This is a genomic window from Actinoplanes xinjiangensis (assembly GCF_003148685.1).
Classification (GTDB): Bacteria; Actinomycetota; Actinomycetes; order Mycobacteriales; family Micromonosporaceae; genus Actinoplanes; species Actinoplanes xinjiangensis.
Map to the genome: position 1 here is coordinate 74,672 of NZ_QGGR01000014.1, position 20,761 is coordinate 95,432.

13 protein-coding genes are annotated in these 20,761 nt (G+C 72.1%); 9 read left to right on the plus strand and 4 right to left on the minus strand.

Annotation, left to right across the window (positions count from 1 at the left end):
- The first annotated feature begins 113 nt into the window (after nucleotides 1–113).
- Nucleotides 114–1,937 carry a hypothetical protein gene (locus tag BC793_RS28495; protein ID WP_109598061.1) on the plus strand — a complete coding sequence of 608 codons (1,824 nt, stop codon included), beginning with the start codon at nucleotides 114–116 and terminating at the stop codon, nucleotides 1,935–1,937.
- Nucleotides 1,938–2,483: 546 nt separating this feature from the next.
- Here BC793_RS28495 and ppdK read toward each other — a convergent pair.
- Both ppdK and BC793_RS28505 read right to left on the minus strand, forming a co-directional pair.
- Nucleotides 2,484–5,162, minus strand: coding sequence for a pyruvate, phosphate dikinase (gene ppdK, locus BC793_RS28500; RefSeq protein ID WP_109598063.1), 2,679 nt, complete (start codon nucleotides 5,160–5,162; stop codon nucleotides 2,484–2,486).
- Nucleotides 5,163–5,483: 321 nt separating this feature from the next.
- Nucleotides 5,484–6,179 carry a hypothetical protein gene (locus BC793_RS28505; RefSeq protein ID WP_109598065.1) on the minus strand — a complete coding sequence of 232 codons (696 nt, stop codon included), beginning with the start codon at nucleotides 6,177–6,179 and terminating at the stop codon, nucleotides 5,484–5,486.
- A gap of 80 nt (nucleotides 6,180–6,259) precedes the next feature.
- On the opposite strand from BC793_RS28505, the gene BC793_RS28510 reads away from it, so the two are divergent.
- The 4 genes from BC793_RS28510 (at nucleotide 6,260) to BC793_RS28525 (ending at nucleotide 12,057) form a co-directional block, all read left to right on the plus strand.
- The gene (locus tag BC793_RS28510) at nucleotides 6,260–7,708 is read left to right on the plus strand and encodes an FAD-linked oxidase C-terminal domain-containing protein (protein WP_109598066.1); all 1,449 of its coding nucleotides are present in this window, start codon (nucleotides 6,260–6,262) and stop codon (nucleotides 7,706–7,708) included.
- 40 nt (nucleotides 7,709–7,748) lie between these two features.
- A complete protein-coding gene (locus BC793_RS28515; RefSeq protein WP_239169933.1) occupies nucleotides 7,749–9,008 on the plus strand; it encodes an FAD-binding oxidoreductase in 1,260 nt (419 codons plus the stop codon).
- Complete coding sequence (locus tag BC793_RS28520; protein ID WP_239169934.1) at nucleotides 9,008–10,552, plus strand: (Fe-S)-binding protein; 1,545 nt, start codon at nucleotides 9,008–9,010, stop codon at nucleotides 10,550–10,552. Before BC793_RS28515 ends, BC793_RS28520 begins: the two co-directional genes overlap by 1 nt.
- 437 nt (nucleotides 10,553–10,989) lie before the next feature.
- Nucleotides 10,990–12,057, plus strand: a complete 1,068-nt coding sequence (locus BC793_RS28525) for a cellulose binding domain-containing protein (protein WP_109598068.1) — start codon at nucleotides 10,990–10,992, stop codon at nucleotides 12,055–12,057.
- Between the two features lie 91 nt (nucleotides 12,058–12,148).
- Here BC793_RS28525 and BC793_RS28530 read toward each other — a convergent pair whose 3' ends face one another.
- A complete protein-coding gene (locus tag BC793_RS28530) occupies nucleotides 12,149–15,457 on the minus strand; it encodes a hypothetical protein (protein ID WP_109598070.1) in 3,309 nt (1,102 codons plus the stop codon).
- A gap of 271 nt (nucleotides 15,458–15,728) precedes the next feature.
- Between BC793_RS28530 and BC793_RS28540 the strand changes: the two genes are divergently transcribed.
- Genes BC793_RS28540 through BC793_RS28555 form a run of 4 tightly spaced genes read left to right on the plus strand, consistent with a single transcriptional unit; the run spans nucleotide 15,729 to nucleotide 17,964 of the window.
- Nucleotides 15,729–16,166, plus strand: a complete 438-nt coding sequence (locus BC793_RS28540; protein ID WP_109598072.1) for a DUF1801 domain-containing protein — start codon at nucleotides 15,729–15,731, stop codon at nucleotides 16,164–16,166.
- A 21-nt stretch (nucleotides 16,167–16,187) separates the two neighbouring features.
- Nucleotides 16,188–16,481, plus strand: a complete 294-nt coding sequence (locus BC793_RS28545) for a hypothetical protein (RefSeq protein WP_109598074.1) — start codon at nucleotides 16,188–16,190, stop codon at nucleotides 16,479–16,481.
- Nucleotides 16,474–16,953, plus strand: coding sequence for an SsrA-binding protein SmpB (smpB, locus tag BC793_RS28550; RefSeq protein ID WP_109598075.1), 480 nt, complete (start codon nucleotides 16,474–16,476; stop codon nucleotides 16,951–16,953). Before BC793_RS28545 ends, smpB begins: the two co-directional genes overlap by 8 nt.
- A 9-nt stretch (nucleotides 16,954–16,962) precedes the next feature.
- Entirely contained in the window at nucleotides 16,963–17,964 is a 1,002-nt protein-coding gene (locus BC793_RS28555; protein WP_109598077.1) for an LLM class flavin-dependent oxidoreductase, read from the plus strand.
- Nucleotides 17,965–18,824: 860 nt separating this feature from the next.
- Here BC793_RS28555 and BC793_RS51640 read toward each other — a convergent pair.
- On the minus strand, nucleotides 18,825–20,717 hold the full coding sequence (locus BC793_RS51640) for an MFS transporter (protein WP_239169935.1): 1,893 nt from the start codon (nucleotides 20,715–20,717) through the stop codon (nucleotides 18,825–18,827).
- Nucleotides 20,718–20,761 lie beyond the last annotated feature (44 nt).

Consider the following 20,761-nt stretch of genomic DNA (forward strand, 5'->3'; position numbering starts at 1 on the left):
CATTTTTCGGCGGATCCCGGTGCCACCACCCGCCCGGGGCACGACGGGCACGTTCGATGTCGTACCCCGGCGGTAGCATCCGGCGCAGTGAACTGAATCGATGGGGAGGCACGATGACGGCGACCGGTGAACCCGACGTCACCGTGCTCGACCGGCGGCTCCGGCTGGCTCTGCTCGACCGGACCGGATCCGACGTCCGGTTCGTCGGCCTCGTCGATCAGGCCCTGACCTCGGCCCTGCAAACCGGCACGGCGGGCCTGCCTCATGTGCTGTACCTGAGCCTCCTGCGAGCCGGCCTGAGCAGCCCGGCACCGAACGGTTCCGAGCCGGGCGGCCAAAACCCGAGCGACACCGGCCCCAGCAGCCGGCACCGGAGCGAGACCGGACCGAGCGTCCAGGTCCCGAGCTACACCGGACCGAGCGTCCAGGGCCCGAGCTACACCGGACCGAGCGGCCGGCACCCAGACGACACCGGACCGAGCGGCTGGCACCCGAGCAACACCGGACCGAACGGGGTCGGGCCGAGACAGGCCGGGCTGATCGGCGGCGGTCGGGGGTGGCGGCTGCTTCCGTTCGCGCCGGAGGGGGTGCCCGCGCCCGGGGACGAGTTGGAGGCCTGCCTGCGGGAGATCCGGGCCCAGTGGAGTGCGCACACCGCCCGGCATCTCTATCCGACACCGGCCGAGTGGCTACAGGCGCTGCTTCCGCCGGCGCCGCTGGCCGGGAACCCGTATTCGCTGGCCCGGCTGATGCGGGTGTTCGCCGTACATCTGGCGCCGACCGACTGTGGCACCGCTGCGTCCCTGGCCGACCTAATCGAGGATCCCGGCGAGGCGGCGATCGCCCAGGGTGCGCTGGTCGGGGCCGGTCTGGCGGCGCACGACCTCGATCGGGAGGAGCGGGCCTGGTCGCGGCAGCGCCATCTGCTGACCCGGATGCCGTCGTGGTCCTGGCCGGGCGGCCGGGACGTGCACGACCGGGATGTCCTGGCCTATCTGCGGCCCGATCACCGGGCCCGGTTCGATACCGCGGTCGGGGTGCTGCCGTTCTCCACGGGGCTGGGGCACGCTCTGCTCACCGGTCTGCCGGCGCTGAGCGAGGTGCATCGGGGTGCGTATGCGTGTCACCGTTCGGCGGTGTACACCGAGCAGCGGCTCTGCGGTCGCCGCCCGGATCCGGAGGCGGCGGCCGTGCACGACGAGGTGCGGCGTGACCCGATGGCGGCCGGGCCGATCGTCGCCGCTGTGGTGTCCGCGAACGAGCAGGTGCTCGGCGCCGCGGAGCTACCGGTGGGCGACCCGGTGTACCGGTTGTATGCCCGGATCACGGCCCGGACGACGCGGGCCCACCGGCTCGGTGCCGACGATCTTGCCCCGGAGCCGGTTCCCGCCGTCTTCGATCTGCGGCGCCTGCCGGCGTATGCCGAGATCGTCCGGCGGAACGCGGACACCCCGATCGTCGCCGCCCTGGCCGCCCGGGTCCGTGCCGAGGCGATCGCCCGTGACGACCGGGAGGCGCTGCTGATCCTGGCCGACGCCGGTTATGCCGACCCGGATCCGCTCCTCGACGAGCCGACGCGGCCGCGGCGACACCGCGAGCCGTTCGGCGGGCCGGGCCACGCCGAGCCGAAGCGCAGGCCGGGTCATGTCGAGCCGAAGCCCAGTCCGGGAAACGAACCGGAGATGTCGATTCTGCTCTTCCGGCATCGGCCGGATGAGGCCGTTCGGCGGGTCGCCGCCGCCGTCAGCGCCGACTGGACGGTGGCGGCCGCCATGCTGGAGCACGCGGCCGCGGAGTTGCTCGCCCTGGCCGGGCCGCGGATTGCCCACGACCTGCATGACGCCGTGGTGCGGGCGGTGGCGTGCGCCGCCCCACCGTGCGCCGCCCCACCGACGGTGGTCGACGGCACCCACCCACCTTCGGGCGCATCCGCCTGACCACCGGCCGGGACGGCGCACCACCCACGGTGATCAACGGCCGATGTGCCCGGAGCATCACCACGAGCGCGGCGCGAAGCCGCCGACCGGGCCCCGGCCCGATGGGGATGCGCCCACCCAACGCGCCCGCGCCATGGGGTGCGACCACCTGCCACGCCCCCGCAAAGCCGCCGAACGAATCCCGGCCGAAGGGATACGCCCACCGAACACGCTCGCGCGAAGCCGCCGACCGAACCCCCGCCCGATGGGATGCGACACCGGCCACGCCCCCGCGAACCCTCCGACCAAACCCCCGCCCGATGGGATGCGACACCGGCCACGCTCGTGCGAAGCCGCCGACCGAACGCGGGGCCGGTGGGATGCCGACCACCGGATACGCCCGTGAGGCGCCTTGCGGTCCGGGGTTGCAGCGGCTCGCGCCGTAGTCCGGGAGGGGTGGAAAGGCGGTAGTGCCCGGTCCGTACCGAAGAAGGATCTTGAAGGGGACCGGGAGTGGCGGGTGCGCAGCGAACCGCCCGCACCCACCACCCGGCTGAGAGAGCAAAGTCAGCGGTGGTCGGAGCCTTCGGCGGTGACGGCGGCCCGGCCGGCTTCGAGGCGGGCGATCGGTACGCGGAACGGGGAACAGGAGACGTAGTCGAGGCCTACCTCGTGGAAGAAGTGCACCGAGTCGGGGTCGCCGCCGTGTTCACCGCAGACGCCGAGTTTGAGGCCGGGGCGGGCGGCGCGGCCCTCTTCGGCGGCGATGCGGACCAGGCGGCCGACGCCGTCGGCGTCGATCGACTCGAACGGGGAGATGCCGAAGATGCCGAGTTCGAGGTAGCGCCAGAAGAATGCGCCTTCGACGTCGTCGCGGGAGAAACCCCAGGCCATCTGGGTGAGGTCGTTGGTGCCGAAGGAGAAGAACTCGGCGGCTTCGGCGATCTGGCCGGCGGTCAGGGCCGCTCGCGGGACCTCGATCATGGTGCCGATCAGGATGTCGACACCGGAGTCGCCGACGATCGAGGCGATGATCTTCTCGGCTTCGGTGCGGACGGTCTCGAGTTCCTGGACGGCGCCGACGAGCGGGACCATGATCTCGGGGCGCGGCCTGCCGCCCTCGGCGGCCAGGGCGACGGCGGCCTCGGCGATGGCCCGGACCTGCATGGCGAAGAGGCCGGGAATGACCAGGCCCAGCCGTACGCCGCGCAGGCCCAGCATCGGGTTCTGCTCGTGCATGCGCCGGACGGCGGCGAGCATCTGCTCGTCCTGTTCGACACGCTGGCCCTGCTCGTGGGCGACGGCCACCTTGACGGCCAGTTCCTCCAGCGACGGCAGGAATTCGTGCAGCGGCGGGTCGATGAGCCGGATGGTGACCGGCAGGCCGTTCATCTCCCGGAAGATGTCGAGGAAGTCGGCCCGCTGAAGTGGTTGCAGGGCGGCGAGGGCCTCGTTGCGGTCGGTCTCGGTGCGCGCCAGGATCAGGCGTTCGACGAGTTCACGGCGGTCGCCGAGGAACATGTGCTCGGTCCGGCACAGGCCGATGCCCTGGGCGCCGAAGCGGCGGGCGCGGGCGGCGTCGAGCCCGGTGTCGGCGTTGGTGCGCACCCGGAGGCGGCGCTTGCCGTCGGCGTGCGTGATGATCCGGTGCACCGCGGCGACCAGCGGATCGTTGGCGTTCGCCGGGTCGAGGTCGCCCTCGAAGTACTGCACGACCTCGCTGGGCCGGACCGGGACCTCGCCGAGGTAGACACGGCCGGTGGTGCCGTCGATGGAGATCATGTCGCCTTCACGGACGGTCTCCGCGCCGATCGTGAACGAGGACGCCGAGACCTCCATCTCGTCGGCGCCGCAGACGCAGGTCTTGCCCATGCCGCGGGCGACGACGGCGGCGTGTGACGTCTTGCCGCCGCGGCTGGTGAGGATGCCGTTGGCGGCGATCATGCCGGGCAGGTCGTCGGGGTTGGTCTCGCGCCGGACCAGGATGACCGGCTTTCCTTCGGCCGCCACCTCGACGGCGCGCTGCGAGGTGAAGACGACCTCGCCGTAGGCGGCGCCCGGGGACGCGCCGACTCCGCGTGTCAGCGACGACGGCGAGTCCGACAGGTCGAAGCGGGGGAACATCAGCTGGGCGAGCTGGGCGCCGGTGACCCGGTGCAGGGCCTCGTCGAGGTCGATGACGCCCTCGTCGACGAGCTGGGCCGCGATGGTGAACGCGGCGGCCGCGGTGCGCTTGCCGACCCGGGTCTGCAGCATCCACAGTTTGCCGCGCTCGATGGTGAACTCGATGTCGCACAGGTCCCGGTAGTGGCCCTCCAGAGTGGCCATGATCTGCATCAGCTCGTCGTAGGAACGCTTGTCGAGCTGTTCCAGGTCGGCCAGCGGCAGCGTGTTGCGGATGCCGGCGACCACGTCCTCGCCCTGCGCGTTGGACAGGTAGTCGCCGTAGACGCCCTGCTCGCCGGTGGCCGGGTCGCGGGTGAAGGCGACGCCGGTGCCGGAGTCGGCGCCCAGGTTGCCGAAGACCATGGCGACCACGTTGACGGCGGTGCCCAGGTCGGTCGGGATGCGTTCCTGACGACGGTAGAGGATGGCGCGGTCGGCGTTCCACGAGCGGAACACCGCCTCGGTGGCGAGGTCCAGCTGCTCACGCGGGTCCTGCGGGAACTCGTGACCGGTGTGCTTGGCGAACACCTTCTTGTACGCGGTGACCAGCGCCCGTAGGTCGTCGGCGTCGAGCTGCACGTCGTCGCGGACACCCTTGGCGGCCTTCGCGTCGTCGAGGGCCTTCTCGAACTCGTGGCCGGGCACGTCGCACACCGTCTTGCCGAACATCTGGATGAGACGCCGGTACGAGTCCCACGCGAACCGGTCGTTGCCGCCGGCCTGCCGGGACAGCCCGTCGACGGAGGCGTCGTTGAGGCCCACGTTGAGGACGGTCTCCATCATGCCGGGCATGGAGAACTTGGCTCCGGACCGCACCGACACGAGCAGCGGATCGGCCGGGTCGCCGAGGCGCCGGCCCATCTTCTCCTCGAGCGCGGCGAGGTGCTCGTCGATCTCGGCGGCCAGACCGTCGACGTGGGTGCCGTTGCGCAGGTACTGCTGACACGCCTCGGTGGTGATGGTGAAGCCGGGAGGCACGGGCAGGCCCAGGTTGGTCATCTCCGCGAGATTGGCGCCCTTGCCACCCAGCAGATCCTTGAGGTCCTTGTTGCCCTCGGCGAAGTCGTAGACGAACTTCATGCCTCTACCTCCGGTTAAGAATCCGCGGCGGATAACCACTCCTGCCCTGGGATTCGTAAGGCTAAGCGCGACCCGTGTGAATAGTTAACAGTCCCGTGGCTTTTTCCACACGGGTACGGGCATCACTGAGCGGTACACGCTCTCTCCGCGCAGTAATGAGCACCACGGTTGCCGGGCGACAAGGGGCCGGCTGCTGATCGGGTGGTGGGGAGGGTCCGCCGGCACGGTTCACGGCGGAAACTAAGCGCGCCGCTGCGAATTCCACGGGGGAAGAACTCGCAACGGCGCACCGCGAACATTAGACGACGATCGTCGCCGTGTCTATCCCACGCGCTGAACGACCGATCCGACGAGCCGCTGCCAGTCGCTCTCGAAGTTCGGCGCGGGGCTCGCGTTGTTGAGCTGGTAGATGGCGTAGCTGTCGACGAGCACCACATTGCGGGTGCGCAGCACGGCCACGGCGACGTCCGCGGTGCCGGGATGCGCCGCTTCATACTGCTTGTGGCGCACGATCACGAACCCCGACCAGGCACCCTCGTTGAGGTCGCGCACCTCGACCGTCTCGGTGTAGGCGGGCTCGTTGCGGTCGGCCGTCACGGTCGCCGGCACCTCGGAGGTCGGCGCGCACTGGTCGGCCACCGTCCGCAGCAGCGACTGACCGGCCGTGGCACTGGCCTCGTCGCCGTAGACGAGGGCGGACTGCTGGAGCGTCTGCGCGCCCTTCTCCCCCTCGTCGGCGGCGTTCGACCAGACCATCTCCGCGCCGGGCGGCGCCTGCGGAGGCGGCAGTGTGCCACCGCAGAAACTGACGAGCGTCTGCGGTGCGGCGCTCTCCACCGGGGCGGCCCACGCCGGGCCGATCTCAGCGGGTTGCAGGAACGCGCCGCGCATGGTGGTGACGGTGATCAGCCCGGCATCCGGATCGGGTTCGTCGGAGGAGCTGCACCCGGCCGCCATCATGACCAGGGCGCAGGCGGCGCCGAGGGCGGCACGGACGGGTCTGGCGGTCAGGAACATCCGGCCATCCTGCCAGACTGGCCCCTTCCCGCCGATCAGGGTTAGCGTGACCTCCTGGCAGTGTCGCCGAGGAGGATCCGATGACCCTTTTGTCGCGGCTGCGCTCCGAGCTGGCTCCGGAGCAGCTGATCACCGACCGGCAACGACTGCGGACGTACGAGTGCGACGGCCTCTCCCACTACCGGGTGGTCCCCGCGGTCGTCGTCCTCCCCCGTACCGCCGCCCAGGTCGCCGCCGTGGTCCGGGCCTGCGCCGAGGAGCGGGTGCCGTTCGTGGCCCGCGGGTCGGGTACCGGATTGTCCGGCGGGGCGCTGCCGCACGCCGACGGTGTCCTGATCGTCACCTCACAGCTGCGATCGGTCCTCGAGGTGCGGCCGGCGGACGAGCGGGCCGTGGTGCAGCCGGGCGTCATCAACCTCCACGTCAGCGCGGTCTCCAGGGAGCACGGCTACTACTACGCGCCCGACCCGTCGAGCCAGCAGATCTGCTCGATCGGCGGCAACGTGGCGGAGAACTCCGGTGGCGCGCACTGCCTGAAATACGGGTTCACCACCAACCACGTCACCGGCCTGCAGGTCGTCACCCCGGACGGCGACCTGGTCCGGCTCGGCGGGGCGGCGCCGGACACTCCGGGGTACGACCTGCTGGGCGCCTTCGTCGGCTCGGAGGGCACCCTGGGCGTCGCCACCGAGGTGACGGTGAAACTGACCAGACTGCCGGAGACGGTCCGCACCCTGCTCGCCGCGTTCACCGGCACCGACCAGGCCGGCGCCGCCACCTCGGCGATCATCGCCGCCGGGGTGGTGCCGGCCGCGATCGAGATGATGGACGCGCTTTCCATCGAGGCCGCCGAGGCCGCCGTGGACTGCGGGTATCCGGCCGGTGCGGGGGCCGTCCTGATCGTCGAGCTGGACGGCCCGGCCGCCGAGGTCGACGCGCAGTTCGACGAGGTCAGCCGGCTGTGCGCGGCGAACGGCGCCTTCGAGACCCGGGTCGCCGCCGACGACGAGGAACGCCGGCTGATCTGGCAGGGCCGCAAGTCGGCGTTCGCGGCGGTCGGCCGGATCAGTCCCGACTACATCGTGCAGGACGGGGTGATCCCGCGGACCGCACTGCCGACGGTGCTGCGCCGGATCAACGAGGTCGCCGCCGAGCACGGTGTCCGGGTCGCCAACGTGTTCCACGCCGGCGACGGCAACCTGCATCCGCTGGTCCTCTTCGACGACGGTGTGCCGGGCGAGGCGGACCGCGCGGAGGCCGTCTCCGGCGCCATCCTCGACCTGTGCATCGAGCACGGCGGCTCGATCACCGGCGAACACGGTGTCGGCGTCGACAAGGCCCGCTACATGCCCCGCATGTTCACCGACGACGACCTGGACACAATGCAGCTGGTCCGGTGCGCGTTCGACCCGGACGGCATCGCCAACCCGGGCAAGGTCTTCCCCACTCCACGGTTGTGCGGCGAACGGCCGGGCCGCCACCGCGGCGCCCACCCGCTGCAGGAGACCGGCGTGGCGGAGGTCTTCTGATGCCGCCGCCCGTCTCCCCGCACGTTCCCGGAGGCCGACGATGAGTGTGCTCGACGATCTCGCGGTCGAGGCCGGGGACGACGACGTGGTCGCCGGCGTGCCGGCGCGCCTGGTCGCCGCGCCCGCGACCACCGAGGAGGCGGCCGCGCTGGTCGCCGCGAGCCGCGATCTCACCGTGGTGGTCCGCGGCGGCGGCACGAAGATCCACCAGGGGCCGCCGCCGCGCGAACTCGACCTGATCATCGACACCCGGCGGCTGACCGGCATCGTCGAACACGCCGCCGGCGACCTGATCACGGTGGCCCGGGCCGGCACCCCGATGGCCGACCTGCACCGCCTGCCCGGCCAGCAACTCGCCCTCGACGCGCCACCGGCGGCGACGGCCGGCGGCACGGTCGCGGCGAACGCCAGCGGACCCCGGCGGCTGCGGTACGGCACGGCCCGCGACCTGCTGATCGGCATCACCGTCGTCCGGCCGGACGGCCGGATCACGAAATCCGGCGGCAAGGTGGTCAAGAACGTCGCCGGATACGACCTGGGCAAGCTCTACACCGGATCGCAGGGCACCCTCGGGCTGATCACCGAGTGCGTCTTCCGGTTGCATCCGGTCCCGCTCCACACCAATTTCGTACGGTCGAACGCCCCACCCACCCACGCGGCTAACGTCCTGGCCGGCCAGTTCGCAGCGAGCGCTCTCGAGATCAACGCCGCCCCCGGCTCCGATCCGGAGATCGCCGTCCTCCTGGAGGGCACCGCAGCCGGTGTCCGCGACCGCGCCGCCGCCCTGGCCCGCCTCCTCGACGGGGAGGTGACCGATACGCCGCCACCGTGGTGGGACACGCCCCCGTGGCCCGCCGGCGACGACGTTCTCGCCCTGAAGCTGACCGGCACCCTCTCCGGGGTTCCCGCCCTGGTCAGCGCCGCCGTCGACGCGGGCCTGACGATCCGCGGCTCCGCCGGAACCGGAGTCCTCTACGCCGGCGCCTCTTTCCCCACCGTGCCCCTCTCCCCCGCGTCTACCCACCCCGACTCCGACCAGCCCGCCTCTATCCGGTCCGCCTCCCCGGCCAGTGGCACCGCGCCGGGTCCGCGTGGCGACGCGGCTCGGGTGGTGGCACTGCTGCGGGCGGCGGCCGCGGCGGCCGGCGGGCACGCGGTGGTGCTGAACGCTCCGCCGACGGTGCGGGACCGGATCGACATGTGGGGTCCGGTGCCGGGGCTGGACCTCATGCGCCGGGTGAAGGACCAGTTCGACCCGGACCACCGCTTCGCGCCCGGCCGCTTCGTGGGAGGTATCTGATGTCCGGCACCACGCCCGACCGCGACCACTCCGGGCCGATCCCGGTCGGCGCCACCACATCCGGCCCCGACGCATCCGCGCCGATCCCGGTCGGCGCCACCCACGGAACGGGCACCCCACCGACTGAGGCCCTGCACGGGGCCGGCGGCCCGGCCATCACGCCTCCGGCGTCCACGGCGACTGCGGGGTCCACGGCGTCCGCGACTTCCACGGCGTCCGCGACGGACGTGCTCCGGGCCGCGGAGGATGGCACGGCCTTCGACGCGGACCATCCGCCGAGCGCCGACCTCGTGTCCGATTGTGTTCACTGTGGGTTCTGCCTGACGACGTGCCCCACCTATGTGCTGTGGGGCGAGGAGATGGACTCGCCGCGCGGGCGGATCCATCTCATCGGGCAGGGGCTGTCCGGTGAGCCGCTGAGCGACTCGATGGTCGGCCACTTCGACAACTGTCTCGGCTGCATGGCGTGTGTGACCGCGTGCCCGTCGGGAGTGCGGTACGACCGGCTGATCGAGGACACCCGCGCCCAGGTGGAGCGTCGGCACCGGCGGGGTGCACGGGACCGGGCGCTGCGGGCGGCGATCTTCGCGCTGTTCCCGTACCCGAGACGGCTCCGGCTGTTGCGGGGGCCGCTCCGGGCGTACCGCATGATCGGTCTGAAGAGGCTCGTCGAACGCACCGGACTGCTGCAACGTCTCGCGCCCACCCTGGCCACCCTCGATTCCCTCGCGCCGCCGCTGCGGAGCGTGCCGCGCCCACCGGCGCGGGTCCGGGCGCGCGGCGAACGGCGCGCGGTCGTCGGCATGCTGACCGGTTGTGTTCAGTCGGCGTTCTTTCCGGACGTCAATGCCGCGACGGTACGGATCCTGGCCGCTGAGGGCTGCGAGGTGCTGATCCCGCCGAGCCAGGGCTGCTGCGGGGCGCTGAGTGTGCACAACGGCCGCCGGGCCGAGGCGCAGCGGTTCGCCCGGCGGTTGATCGACACGTTCGAGCGGACCGGCATGGACTATTTCGTGGTCAACGCGGCCGGTTGTGGTTCGTCGCTGAAGGAGTACGGCGACCTGCTCGCCGACGACCCGGCCTGGGCCGCGAAGGCCGCCGCGTTCACCGCGAAGGTCCGTGACCTGTCCGAACTGCTCGTCGAACTCGGCCCGGTCGCCCGCCGCCACCCGCTGCCGATGTCGGTCGCCTACCACGACGCCTGCCATCTCGGGCACGCCCAGGGGGTCCGCGCCCAGCCGCGGGCGCTGCTGCGCGGCATCCCGGACCTCGAGGTGCGCCCGATCGCCGAGGCGGAGATCTGCTGCGGGTCGGCCGGGGTCTGGAACGTCCTCAACCCGGAGCCGGCCACCGAACTCGGCGACCGCAAGGCCCACGCGGTGCTGGCCACCAGTGCGGAACTCCTGGTAACCGCCAATCCGGGCTGCCTCATGCAGGTCGCCGCTGGGGTCCGCCGCCAGGGCGGGACGATCGCCCTGGCCCACACCGCCCACGTCCTCGACGCGTCGATCCGCAACCTCGGCCCGGACGCCCTGCTCTCCTGACGTCACCCCCGGCTGGTCGTGGGCGCTGTCTCACGACGCTTGAGACAGCGCCCACGACCAGCCGGAAAGATCGTTCGCGTCCGGCCGACAGGCCGACCGGGAAGTCGGCCGGGAGGCCGGGAACGCGGGGAGCCGGGCCCCGTAGCCGCCCGGTCTCCCCACGCTCTCCCGGCGGGCGACCGCCGTGCGATCGCGGCGCCCCCGCGCCATCGACCCCACTCCACCACGGCCGCTCGCCCATGCGGCACCCATCCCATTCGCGCCGCACGTCTCGCCCAGCACCAGCGCCTCTCCTTGCGCCTTCACTGCCTCTCCGGTGCGCGACGACGAATCGACGGATAGCCGTTCTCCCGATGCCCATAGATGTGCGTTAATTGGGAGCGCTCCCAGCGTGCTCCGTCCCCGCACGCCCGTCAAGCACATCCCCGGAGGCATCCGTGCAAAGACGAAAATGGACCGTCCTCAGTCTCGTCACCGCTCTGCTGACTCTCGGCGGTTTCGCCGTCGCCACCAGCGCCAGTGCCGCCGCCGGCTGCGCCGTCAAGTACACCGTCGGCAGCCAGTGGACCGGCGGCTTCGGCGCGGCCGTCGACATCACCAACCTCGGCGACCCGATCGCGGACTGGTCGCTGGTGTTCACGTTCCCGGCCGGGCAGAGCATCACCCAACTGTGGGGCGGCTCGGTCACCCAGTCCGGCACCACGGTCACGGTCCGCAACGCCGGCTGGAACGGGTCGGTGGCCACCAACGGCAAGGCCTCGTTCGGTTTCAACGGCTCGTGGACCGGCAGCAACCCGGTGCCGGCCGCCTTCACCCTCAACGGCGTGACCTGCACCGGAGGTGTCGTGCCCCAGCCCAGCGACGGCAGCGGACTACCGAGCCCGTCCACCAGCACCGGCGGCCCGGCCCGGATCATGGCCCTGGGCGACTCGATCACCGGCTCGCCGGGATGCTGGCGCGCTCTGCTCTGGCAGCAACTGCCCGCCACCAGGGTGGACTTCGTCGGCACTCTGCCCGGCGACGGCTGCGGCTTCCCCTACGACGGCGAGCACGAGGGCCACGGCGGATTCCTGGTCACCAACGTCGCGAGCCAGAACCAGCTCCCCGCCTGGCTCGCCGCCGCGCGGCCGGACGTGGTCCTGATGCACTTCGGCACGAACGACGCGTGGAGCAGCATCCCCGCCGCCACGATCCTCAACGCCTACACGACCCTGGTCGGTCAGATGCGCGCCGCCAATCCCCGTACCAAGATCATCGTGGCGCAGATCATCCCGCTCAACCCGCCGACCTGCGCCGATTGCGGTCAGCGCGTCGTCACCCTGAACGCCGCCATCCCCGCCTGGGCGGCGTCACTGAGCACCGCCGCCTCACCGATCACCGTGGTCGACCAGTGGACCGGCTTCAACACCGGCACCGACACGTACGACGGCGTCCACCCCAACGACGCCGGCAACGTCAAGATCGCCGCTCGCTGGCTCCCGGCCGTCAAGGCCGCCATCGGCTGATCCCCGCCCGGCCGGTGGGCCGTCAGAACGCCCACCGGCCGTCGCGGCATCCGTCACCCGGTGGACCGTCGTGGTGGTCGGCGGCGGCCGATCAGCTCGTCCAGTAGTACTTCGGGGCGGCCATGTCGACGCCGAGGGCCTCGTCCCGTACCTCGGTCTCCGGATGCCGGCGCAGTGCGTGCAGCAGGTCGCGCCACGGCGTCTTCCAGCCGAAGTCGTCGCCGAAGCCGGCCAGCGACAGCGCGAGCAGCCCGCCGGCGAGATCGCCGCGTTCCGCCAGCCGGGTGCCGGCGCCGATCAGGACCCCGGCGTCGGGCACGGTGCACAGGTCGCGCATCCGGTCGTCGAGGTGCCCGGCGGCACGTACCGCCAGGACCGGCCGGCCGGCGCACAAATCGGCGATCTCATCGAGGTTGCCCAGTCGGCCGAGGTCGATCAGCAGCCGGACGGCGGTCACGGTGAAGCCGGGCAGCCCGGCGAGCCACCGCGCCCGCTCGACGAAGTGGACCCGGTCGGCGCCGGCCGGGCGTGCGGCGGACCGGGCGGCCGCCGCCTGCGCGAGCATCTCGGCCCGGCGCCGGGCCGGGCGGTCGGTGTCCGGGCCGCCGGGCCGGTCGTCGGCGGCGTCGCGCTCCACGAGCCGGTCCAGAGCGGCACCGAAGGCCTCGTCGCCGCCGGCCTCCAGCAGTTCGGCGATCTCCAGGGCATGGGTCGTCTCGTCGAGGTCGGTGATCCGGTCGACCACCAGGCCGGTGATCCCGTCCAGCCACGGCGCCCACTCGTTGAGCCGCCCGAACGCGGCGCGGCGCACCTCCCGGTCGGTGGAGCGGCACGACGCGACGATCAGCTGTCCGTAGCGCGGGCGGTATCGCTCGGGGATCGTGTGCGCCTGCGCGTCCAGGACCGCCCGCCGTTCCTCCCGGCTGCCGGTGAGCGCGGTCTCCAGGATGCTCCAACCGGCATCGGACCGCAGCCGCTGCCGGGCGGCGGCGACGATCGCCGCACGCACGTCCCGGTGTGCGGCCGGATGCGTGTACGCGTCGAGCAGCATCGCCATCATGTGCGGCGGTCCGTAGCGGGCCAGCAGCCGCGCCGCCTCCTTCCGGCTGGTGATCTTCGCGTCGCCGGTGAGTACCGGGCCGAGCACCGCGGGCAGCCGGGACGGTGGCACGTGCTGGGCGGCGCGACCGGCCGCGTACAGCGCCACCCGGGCCCGGTCCCCACCGGCGTGCCCGAGCAGCACCGGCAGCGCGCCGGCCGGATCGCCGGTCCAGACGAGCGCACCCAGCGCCGCCTCCGCGATCGGCACCTCCGGTGCGTCGACGTGGCGCAGCGCCGACTCGCGGCCGCCCTCGGGCACCTCCGCGGCGGCCCTGACCGCGGCCGCGCGCTGCCACACGCCCTGCCCGGTGTCGGCGATGATCGACTCCTGGAGGGCCACGTACCGGGCCTGCTGTCGCGGGAGCCAGCGTTCGCAGTCACGTACCGGTCCCGGCACCCACCGGGTCCGCGCGTCGAGGAACCGGCCGCGCGGGGCGTGGTCGAGGACCCGGTCGAGCAGGTCGGTACGGGACCGGCAGAGTGTGGGCCACACCGGGTCGACGGTGACCGTGCTCGCGTCGATGTCGAGAACCTCGGCGACCCGGTCCGCCCGGGTGCGCGGATCGTCGAGCCAGAACCGGATCGCCGTCCGGGCGACCGACGGCAGCGTGTCCGGGCCGATCGCACCGCGCAGCAGCTCCTGTAGGGCCGGCACGTTACGGGCCCGGTCGCCGAGGGCGTGGACCAGTGCGAACAGCGGACCGTACCGGCCACGGGCGATGCCGGCCTCGACCCAGCCGCGCAGCCGCTCGACGACCGCCGTCTCGTCGCCGCGGCGCAGCACGCTGTCGAAGCGGCGCAGCACCGGCGTCTGCGACCCGCTGGTCACCAGGTCGATCGTGAGCAGCGCCCATTCGCGCAGTTCCGGCACCGCCACGTGATGTCGCAGGACGTCGGCGGCGAGCCCGCTCAGCGCCCGCATCGTGGCGACCGACCCGTCCCGGGCCTCGACCGCGTCGGTGGTCAGCTGTGTCAGGCCGGGTGCGGTGTCCGCGGTGAGCAGCCGTGCCGTTGCGGCCAGGGCGGTGAGCGCCGCCGCGCGTACCGGATCCTGCTCGTTGCGCAGCCGGTCCAGCCGGCCGATCGCCTCGGCGACCGTCCGCGGGTCGCGGGACCGGCGGGCGGCGTCCAGCAGGCGGGTGTAGCCGGTGGCGCGAATGCCCGCGTCGCCCGAACGCAGCGCGGCCGTCAGCGCGGCGGACGCCTCCGGCCACGCCAGGTGGGCACTCCACTGGAACACCGTGTCCTCCGACTCCCGGACCTCCGGCATCGCCAGCATGCGGGTCGCCTCGCGGATCCGGATCCCGGCGGGCAGCACCTCCATGATCACCTCAGCCGGAGCCCGCGCCGTCACGTCCACCTCGGCCATGGCCCGGTCGTAGAGCTCGCCCCGCCGGGACGGCGCGACCGCGCGGAGCAGGGCGGCCAGCGCCCGGTCGTTGTCGCGGAGCAGGGCGGCGAGCGGCGCCAGCTCATCGACGGAGAGCCCCGGCGTCCCCGCGGTGAGACGGCGCAGCAGCGCCCGCGGCAGCACGGTGCGGCGCAGCCAGGCGGCACGGCCGGGTGCGGTCAGCAGCCGTACGACACGGCGCGCGTCGTACGTCGCGAGGACGCCGTACGGTCGCAGCGATCCGGGCAGCGTGTCCTCGGGTCCATACCGTTCCAGCAGGTCCAGTGCCTGCGCCGGGTCGCAGCGCAGCACCGCGCCGGCGGCCTCGGCCCAGATCCGGTGACGCCGCCCGGCCGGTGCCGCCGCCAGCCGCTCACGGATCCGGTCCAGCAGCGGGCCGGGGTGCCGCCGGACGAGTCGCGCCGGGCTCAGCGCGTGTTCCAGCTCGGGCAGCAACGCCCGTACCGTCCCGGTGCCGCAGGCCGGCAGCAGGGCGGCGGCCTCCTCGTCCCCGAACTCGGCCCGGACCTGCTCGATCAGGGCGTCCGCGACCTCGGGCCGGGCATGGCGGCGCAACGCCTGATAGATCCGGCGCCGCTCGACCGCGGGCCGGTCGGCATGGTCACCGGCCGGAATGCCGGCACGCAGCGCCGCGGTCAGCGCGGCATGACGAATCGACGGCTGCGGATCGAGGACCGCGGCGGCGATGCCGTCGGCGTCCTCGGCGGCCATCGCCGCGACCAGCGCGAGCCGCCTCTCGTAGGGACCCTGCTCACGCAGCTCGGCACAGACCTGGACACGGTCGGGTGCGACCCGCGCCCACTGCACGAGGCGGTTCATCCGCGCGCGGTACGTCAGCGGGTCCAGCGAGGTCAGAAGGTCACGGGTAGTGGCGAGCACGCGGCTCATTGTGCCCGCCGGCCGGCCCGGATCAGATCGATTATCCGCCCGCGTCAGCGGTCGACGGCCATCTCACCGAGTTCGGACCAGTCGGACTGGTCGACGGACTGGCTGATGATCCGCGGGGTGGCGGCCAGGTAGGGCGGCAGGTCCCGCCGGGCGTGCCTGAAGTGCTCGGATCCGGCAGTCCGGTCACCCGCCGGCGGGGGTGGGCGGCCCCGCTACCAGATCGTGGTCCCGGCGGTCCGGCGATCTGCGCCGGAGGGCCTAGCCTGAGGGGATGGCGGAGCCGAAGACCACACGCAACGACACCGACGTGGCCGCTTTCCTGACGGCGGTGGCGGACCCGAAACGCCGGGCCGACGCGGAGGCGGCGTGCGCGCTGATGGCCGAGGCGACCGGCGCCCCGCCGGTCATGTGGGGCACGTCGATCATCGGGTTCGGCGCATACCACTACCGATACGCCTCCGGCCGCTCCGGCGACTGGCTGGCGGTCGGGCTGTCCCCGCGCAAGCAGGCGCTGACGCTCTACATCTCGGCCGGCTTCGACGGCTACCAGGACCTGCTGGACCGGCTCGGCCCGCACCGCACCGGCAAGTCGTGCCTCTATCTCAAGCGACTCGCCGACGTCGACCCGGACGTCCTGAAATCCCTGGTGGCAGCGGGTTTCCGGCATCTGGACGGTCAGACGCTCACCACCGAACAGCAACAGGCCTAATCGGACGGCATAATCATCGGCGTGGACAACTGGGAATTCGCGCGACTGGAGTACCGCGCGGCGGGCACGCTCGGCGCCGACCGTTTCATGGACTGGACGGCGACGTTCCACCATCCGGGCGGAGTGCTGCGCTGGGGCACCGACGAGCGCTTCGACGACCTGCGCCACCTGAACCGCGCGGGGCAGGCCGGCTGGCAGGCGTACGACCGGGCCGTCATCCACGTCAAGGACGAGCCGCACCGGCTGAGCAGCGTCACCTACTCCATGCGCCGGCCGATCCCGGCGGAGCTCAACGGGCTCGAGCCGGATGCCTAGGGAGACCGGCGTCAAGCTGATCGCGTCGAACAAGAAGGCGCGCCACGACTACGCCATTCTCCGAACGTACGAGGCGGGGCTGGTGCTGGCCGGCACCGAGGTCAAATCGCTGCGCCTGGGCCGGGCGTCGCTGGTGGACACGTTCGCGCAGGAGCACGAGGGCGAGCTCATGCTCTACGGGCTGCACATCGCCGAGTACGGCTTCGGCTCGTGGACCAACCACGCCCCGCGGCGCACCCGCAAACTGCTTCTCCACAAGGTCGAGATCATCAAGATCCTCAACCAGCTGAGGGACGGGTCGGGCCTCACCCTGGTGCCCCTGTCGCTCTACTTCAAGGACGGGTGGGCCAAGATCGAGCTGGGCCTGGCGCGCGGCCTCAAGTCGTACGACAAGAGGCAGGTCATGGCCGAGCGGGACGCCAAGAAGGAGATCGCCAGGGAGATGGGCCGGCGCCTGAAGGGCCGCCGATAGGATCCGTGGGTGGAATTCGGTCTCGACACCTTCGGTGATGTCAACGGCAAGCCCTACGCGCAGGTCATCCGGGACGTCGTCGAGCAGGGTGTGCTCGCCGACCGGCTCGGCGTCGACTTCTTCGGCGTCGGCGAGCATCACCGCGACGACTACGCGATCTCGTCACCGGAGATCGTCCTCGCGGCCATCGCCGCGAGAACCGAGCGGATCCGGCTGGGCACGGCGGTCACGGTCCTGAGTTCCGATGATCCGGTACGCGTTTTCGAGCGCTTCGCCACCCTGGACGCGGTCTCCGGCGGCCGTGCCGAGATCATGCTCGGCCGCGGGTCGTTCACCGAGTCGTTCCCCCTGTTCGGCTACGACCTGGCCGACTACGAACGGTTGTTCGCCGAGAAACTCGACCTGATGTCGTCGCTGCTCACCGAGGGCCCGATCACCTGGGAGGGCTCGATCCGGCCGCCGCTGCGCGACCAGCAGGTGTACCCGAAGACCGAGTCCGGGAGCATCCGCACCTGGATCGGCGTCGGCGGCAGTCCCGAGTCGGTGGTCCGCGCCGCCCAGTACGGCCTGCCCCTCGTCCTGGCGATCATCGGCGGAGCGCCGGCCCGGTTCGCGCCGTACACCGACCTGTACCGGCGGGCCCTCAAGGAACTGGACCAGGAACAGCAGCCGATCGCCGTGCACTGCCCCGGTTTCGTCGCCGCCACCGACCAGGAGGCCGTCGACATCCTCTGGCCGCACGCCCGCCGCAACCTCGACCGGATCGGCCGCGAACGGGGCTGGCCGCCGGCGACCCGCGACCGTTTCGAGGCCGACGTCACCGACGGCGCCTGGCACGTCGGCTCCCCGGAGACCGTCGCGCAGAAGATCGCCGCCACGGTCCGCGCCCTCGACATCGACCGTTTCGACCTGAAGTACTCCCACGGTCCGCTCCCCGCCGAACACCTGACCACCTGCGTCACCCTGTACGCCACGGAGGTCGTCCCCCGCGTCCGCGAACTACTCGCCTGAGCCCGTCTCCCCCGCCGCCTCGATCCGGCCGGCGAGACGGCCAGACCCAGCCCTCCGAAAGCCGGCTGGCTCTCACCGTCGTCTCGGGCCCGCCGAGACGACGGTGCGAGCCAGCCGGCGAACGCCGCTGGTGGTAGCGCCGCGAGAGCCGGTCGGTACACGCGGGCTCGTCGTCAGCGCGATCTCGGACGGGCCGCCATCTCGGACGGGCCGCCATCTCGGGCGAGCCGCCATCTCGGACGGGCCGCCATCTCGGACGGGCCGCCATCTCGGACGGACCCCCAACCCGGACGGACCCCCAACTCGGGCGGGCCGCCATCTCGGGCGGGCCGCCATCTCGGGCGGGCCGCCAGTGCCACCTCTGGCTGCCGAGACGACGGCGAGAACGAGCCGCTGATGCCCGCTGGGGGTCAGCGTTAGCTCGGGCGGGGCGACGGTGAGAACGTCCCCATACGCGCTGTGGTCCGTCACCTGCGGCGCGGGAAACTCGGGGAGCTCGGGGACCGGATTCGATGCGGTGGGTGGGGGCTTTCTCATCAAACCGGAGACCGGGCCCGGTTGGCCAGCGGCCGCTGACGATGCCCGACCACATCTGGTGCGACGATCGGCGGGCTTGTTGATCGCGCGCCTGCGGGCGAGGGATGCTAAAACGGCCGGGAGACAGCCATATCGCAACACTCACCGGTCAACAGGGCTTCGAAACAGGCTCGACCTGTGGCTTATTGCTGTTCTCGACCTGTGGCTTATTGCTGTTATCGCGATGCGCACCACCGACGGCGATCATCAACGCGGGCGACGGCTTGCGATGTCGGGGCCGGCGCGGCTGTCCATGTAACGTCGGGCCTGGCTTCGGGAACTCTTCAGCGGGGTTTTCTGGTGGTTACCGCTACCAGCATCGTCGCTGCGCCGGCGCAAGCGATCGCGGTGGCCGGAGTGGTGAGTTCAGCGAGAGCGCCGGCCAGCAGGGGTCCGACACCCTGGAGGGCCATCAGACCGGTGGAGAGCAGGGCGAACATCTGGCCTACCCGGTTCTCGGGTGCCGCTTCCAGGAAGGCTCGTTGCAGGCCGAGGCTGTAGGCGAAACCGAAGCCGGAAAGGACCAGCAGAGCAGCGGTCACCGGTAGCGGCGGGGCAGCCGGTAGTAGCAGCAGCGGGGCTCCGAGGAGGAGTACCAGTGGGCCGGAGAGGCGTTCGCGCCAGCTCGGGCGGACGAAACGGCCGATCACGAGGTCACCGATGAGCATGCCGACGGCTGGGCCGGCCATCAGGACCGCGCCTGCACCCGACGGGAAGCCGCGGTCCGCGCTGTAGGAGATGAGCAGTGCTTCCGCCCCGACCACCAGCGCGGACGGCAACCATTGCGCCAGCAGCAGGCGGCGGATCGTGGGGTCCGCGAGCATGGCGGTGGCGCCGGTCCAACTGTCTCGTACCGCGTTCGTTCGGCCTTCATCCGGCCGGCTCTCCGCCGTGTTGGCGAGCACGCGGCTCCCTGATCCACCGGAGACGGCCGGCCTATCGGAGACGGCCGGTGCGGGCTCCGCGGCTGACATCGGCGTTACCGCCGACGAACGCGATGCCGCCGACGCAGACAACCCGGGCGCTCCAGGCGGCCCGAACGCTTCCAGTGGCTCCGGCGATGACTTGGCCGATCCCCGTTGCGTCGGCGATACCGCCGACGCCAACAACCCGGGCACCTCCGGTGACCCCGGCGATTCAGGCGGCGCCGATGCTGCCAGCAACCCAATCGACTCCAGTCGCACCGACGATGCCGCCGACGCCAACAACCCGGGCACCTCCGGTGACCCCGGCGATTCAGACGGCGCCGATGCTGCCAGCAACCCAATCGACTCCAGTCGCACCGACGATGCCGCCGACGCCAACAAGCCGGGCGCTTCCGGTGACCTCGGCGATTCAGACGGCGCCGATGCTGCCGGCGACCCCAACGACTCCAGCGTCCCCGGCGCTGCCGATGACCCGACCGAAGCCAGTGGCACCGGCGATGCCGACAAGTCGGGTGCTTCGGGCGACTTCGAGGAGCCTGGCTCGGGTGAACGCGGTGGACCTGGTGGTCCCTCGGATCCCGGCGACTCGGGGTGTGTGGGTGGCGCGGCGTCGACAGGGAGGAGGGGGTCGGCGGGGACAAGGGGGTCGGTGGGGACGACGGGGTCGGTGGGGAGGAAGAGCCGGACTGTGGTGGCGGCCAGCAGGAAGAAGGCAGCGGCCAGGAGGAGGGCGTGGCGGGCGCCGAGTGCCGCGACCGCGACACCGCCGCCGGTGAGGCCGAGGAGTTGGGCGAAGGATGACGACATGCTGGAGACGGCGCGGCCGAGGACGTACGCGTCGCCGGTGAGGCGTTCGGCGATGAGTTTCGCGGCCGCGCCGGAGAAGACCGGGGTGAAGCAGGCGATCGCCGCTACCAGGGTGAGCGCGACGCCTACCGGGAGGTCGGCGAGGGCGAGGATGACGGAGAGCAGTGCTTCGACGGCGTAGCCGGTGACGATCAGTGGGCGCGGGCGGAGGCGGTCGGTGAGGGAGCCGAGGAGCAGGCCGCCGGCGAACTGCGGGAGGAATCCGGCGCCGAACGCGACGGCGCTGAGCAGCGGGGACTCGGTGGTCGTGTAGACGAGCACGGACAGCGCGAAGATCTGCAGCGAGGTGGCGCTGACGGCGGACGTGCGGGCGACGAACAGGGTGCGGAAACTCGGCTCCGCGAACACCTCGCGGTAGGTGGCCGGGCGGGCGGCTTCGGTCATGCGGTGAGGGTGCCGTGACGGGTTCGGCGGGCACGAATGTTTCG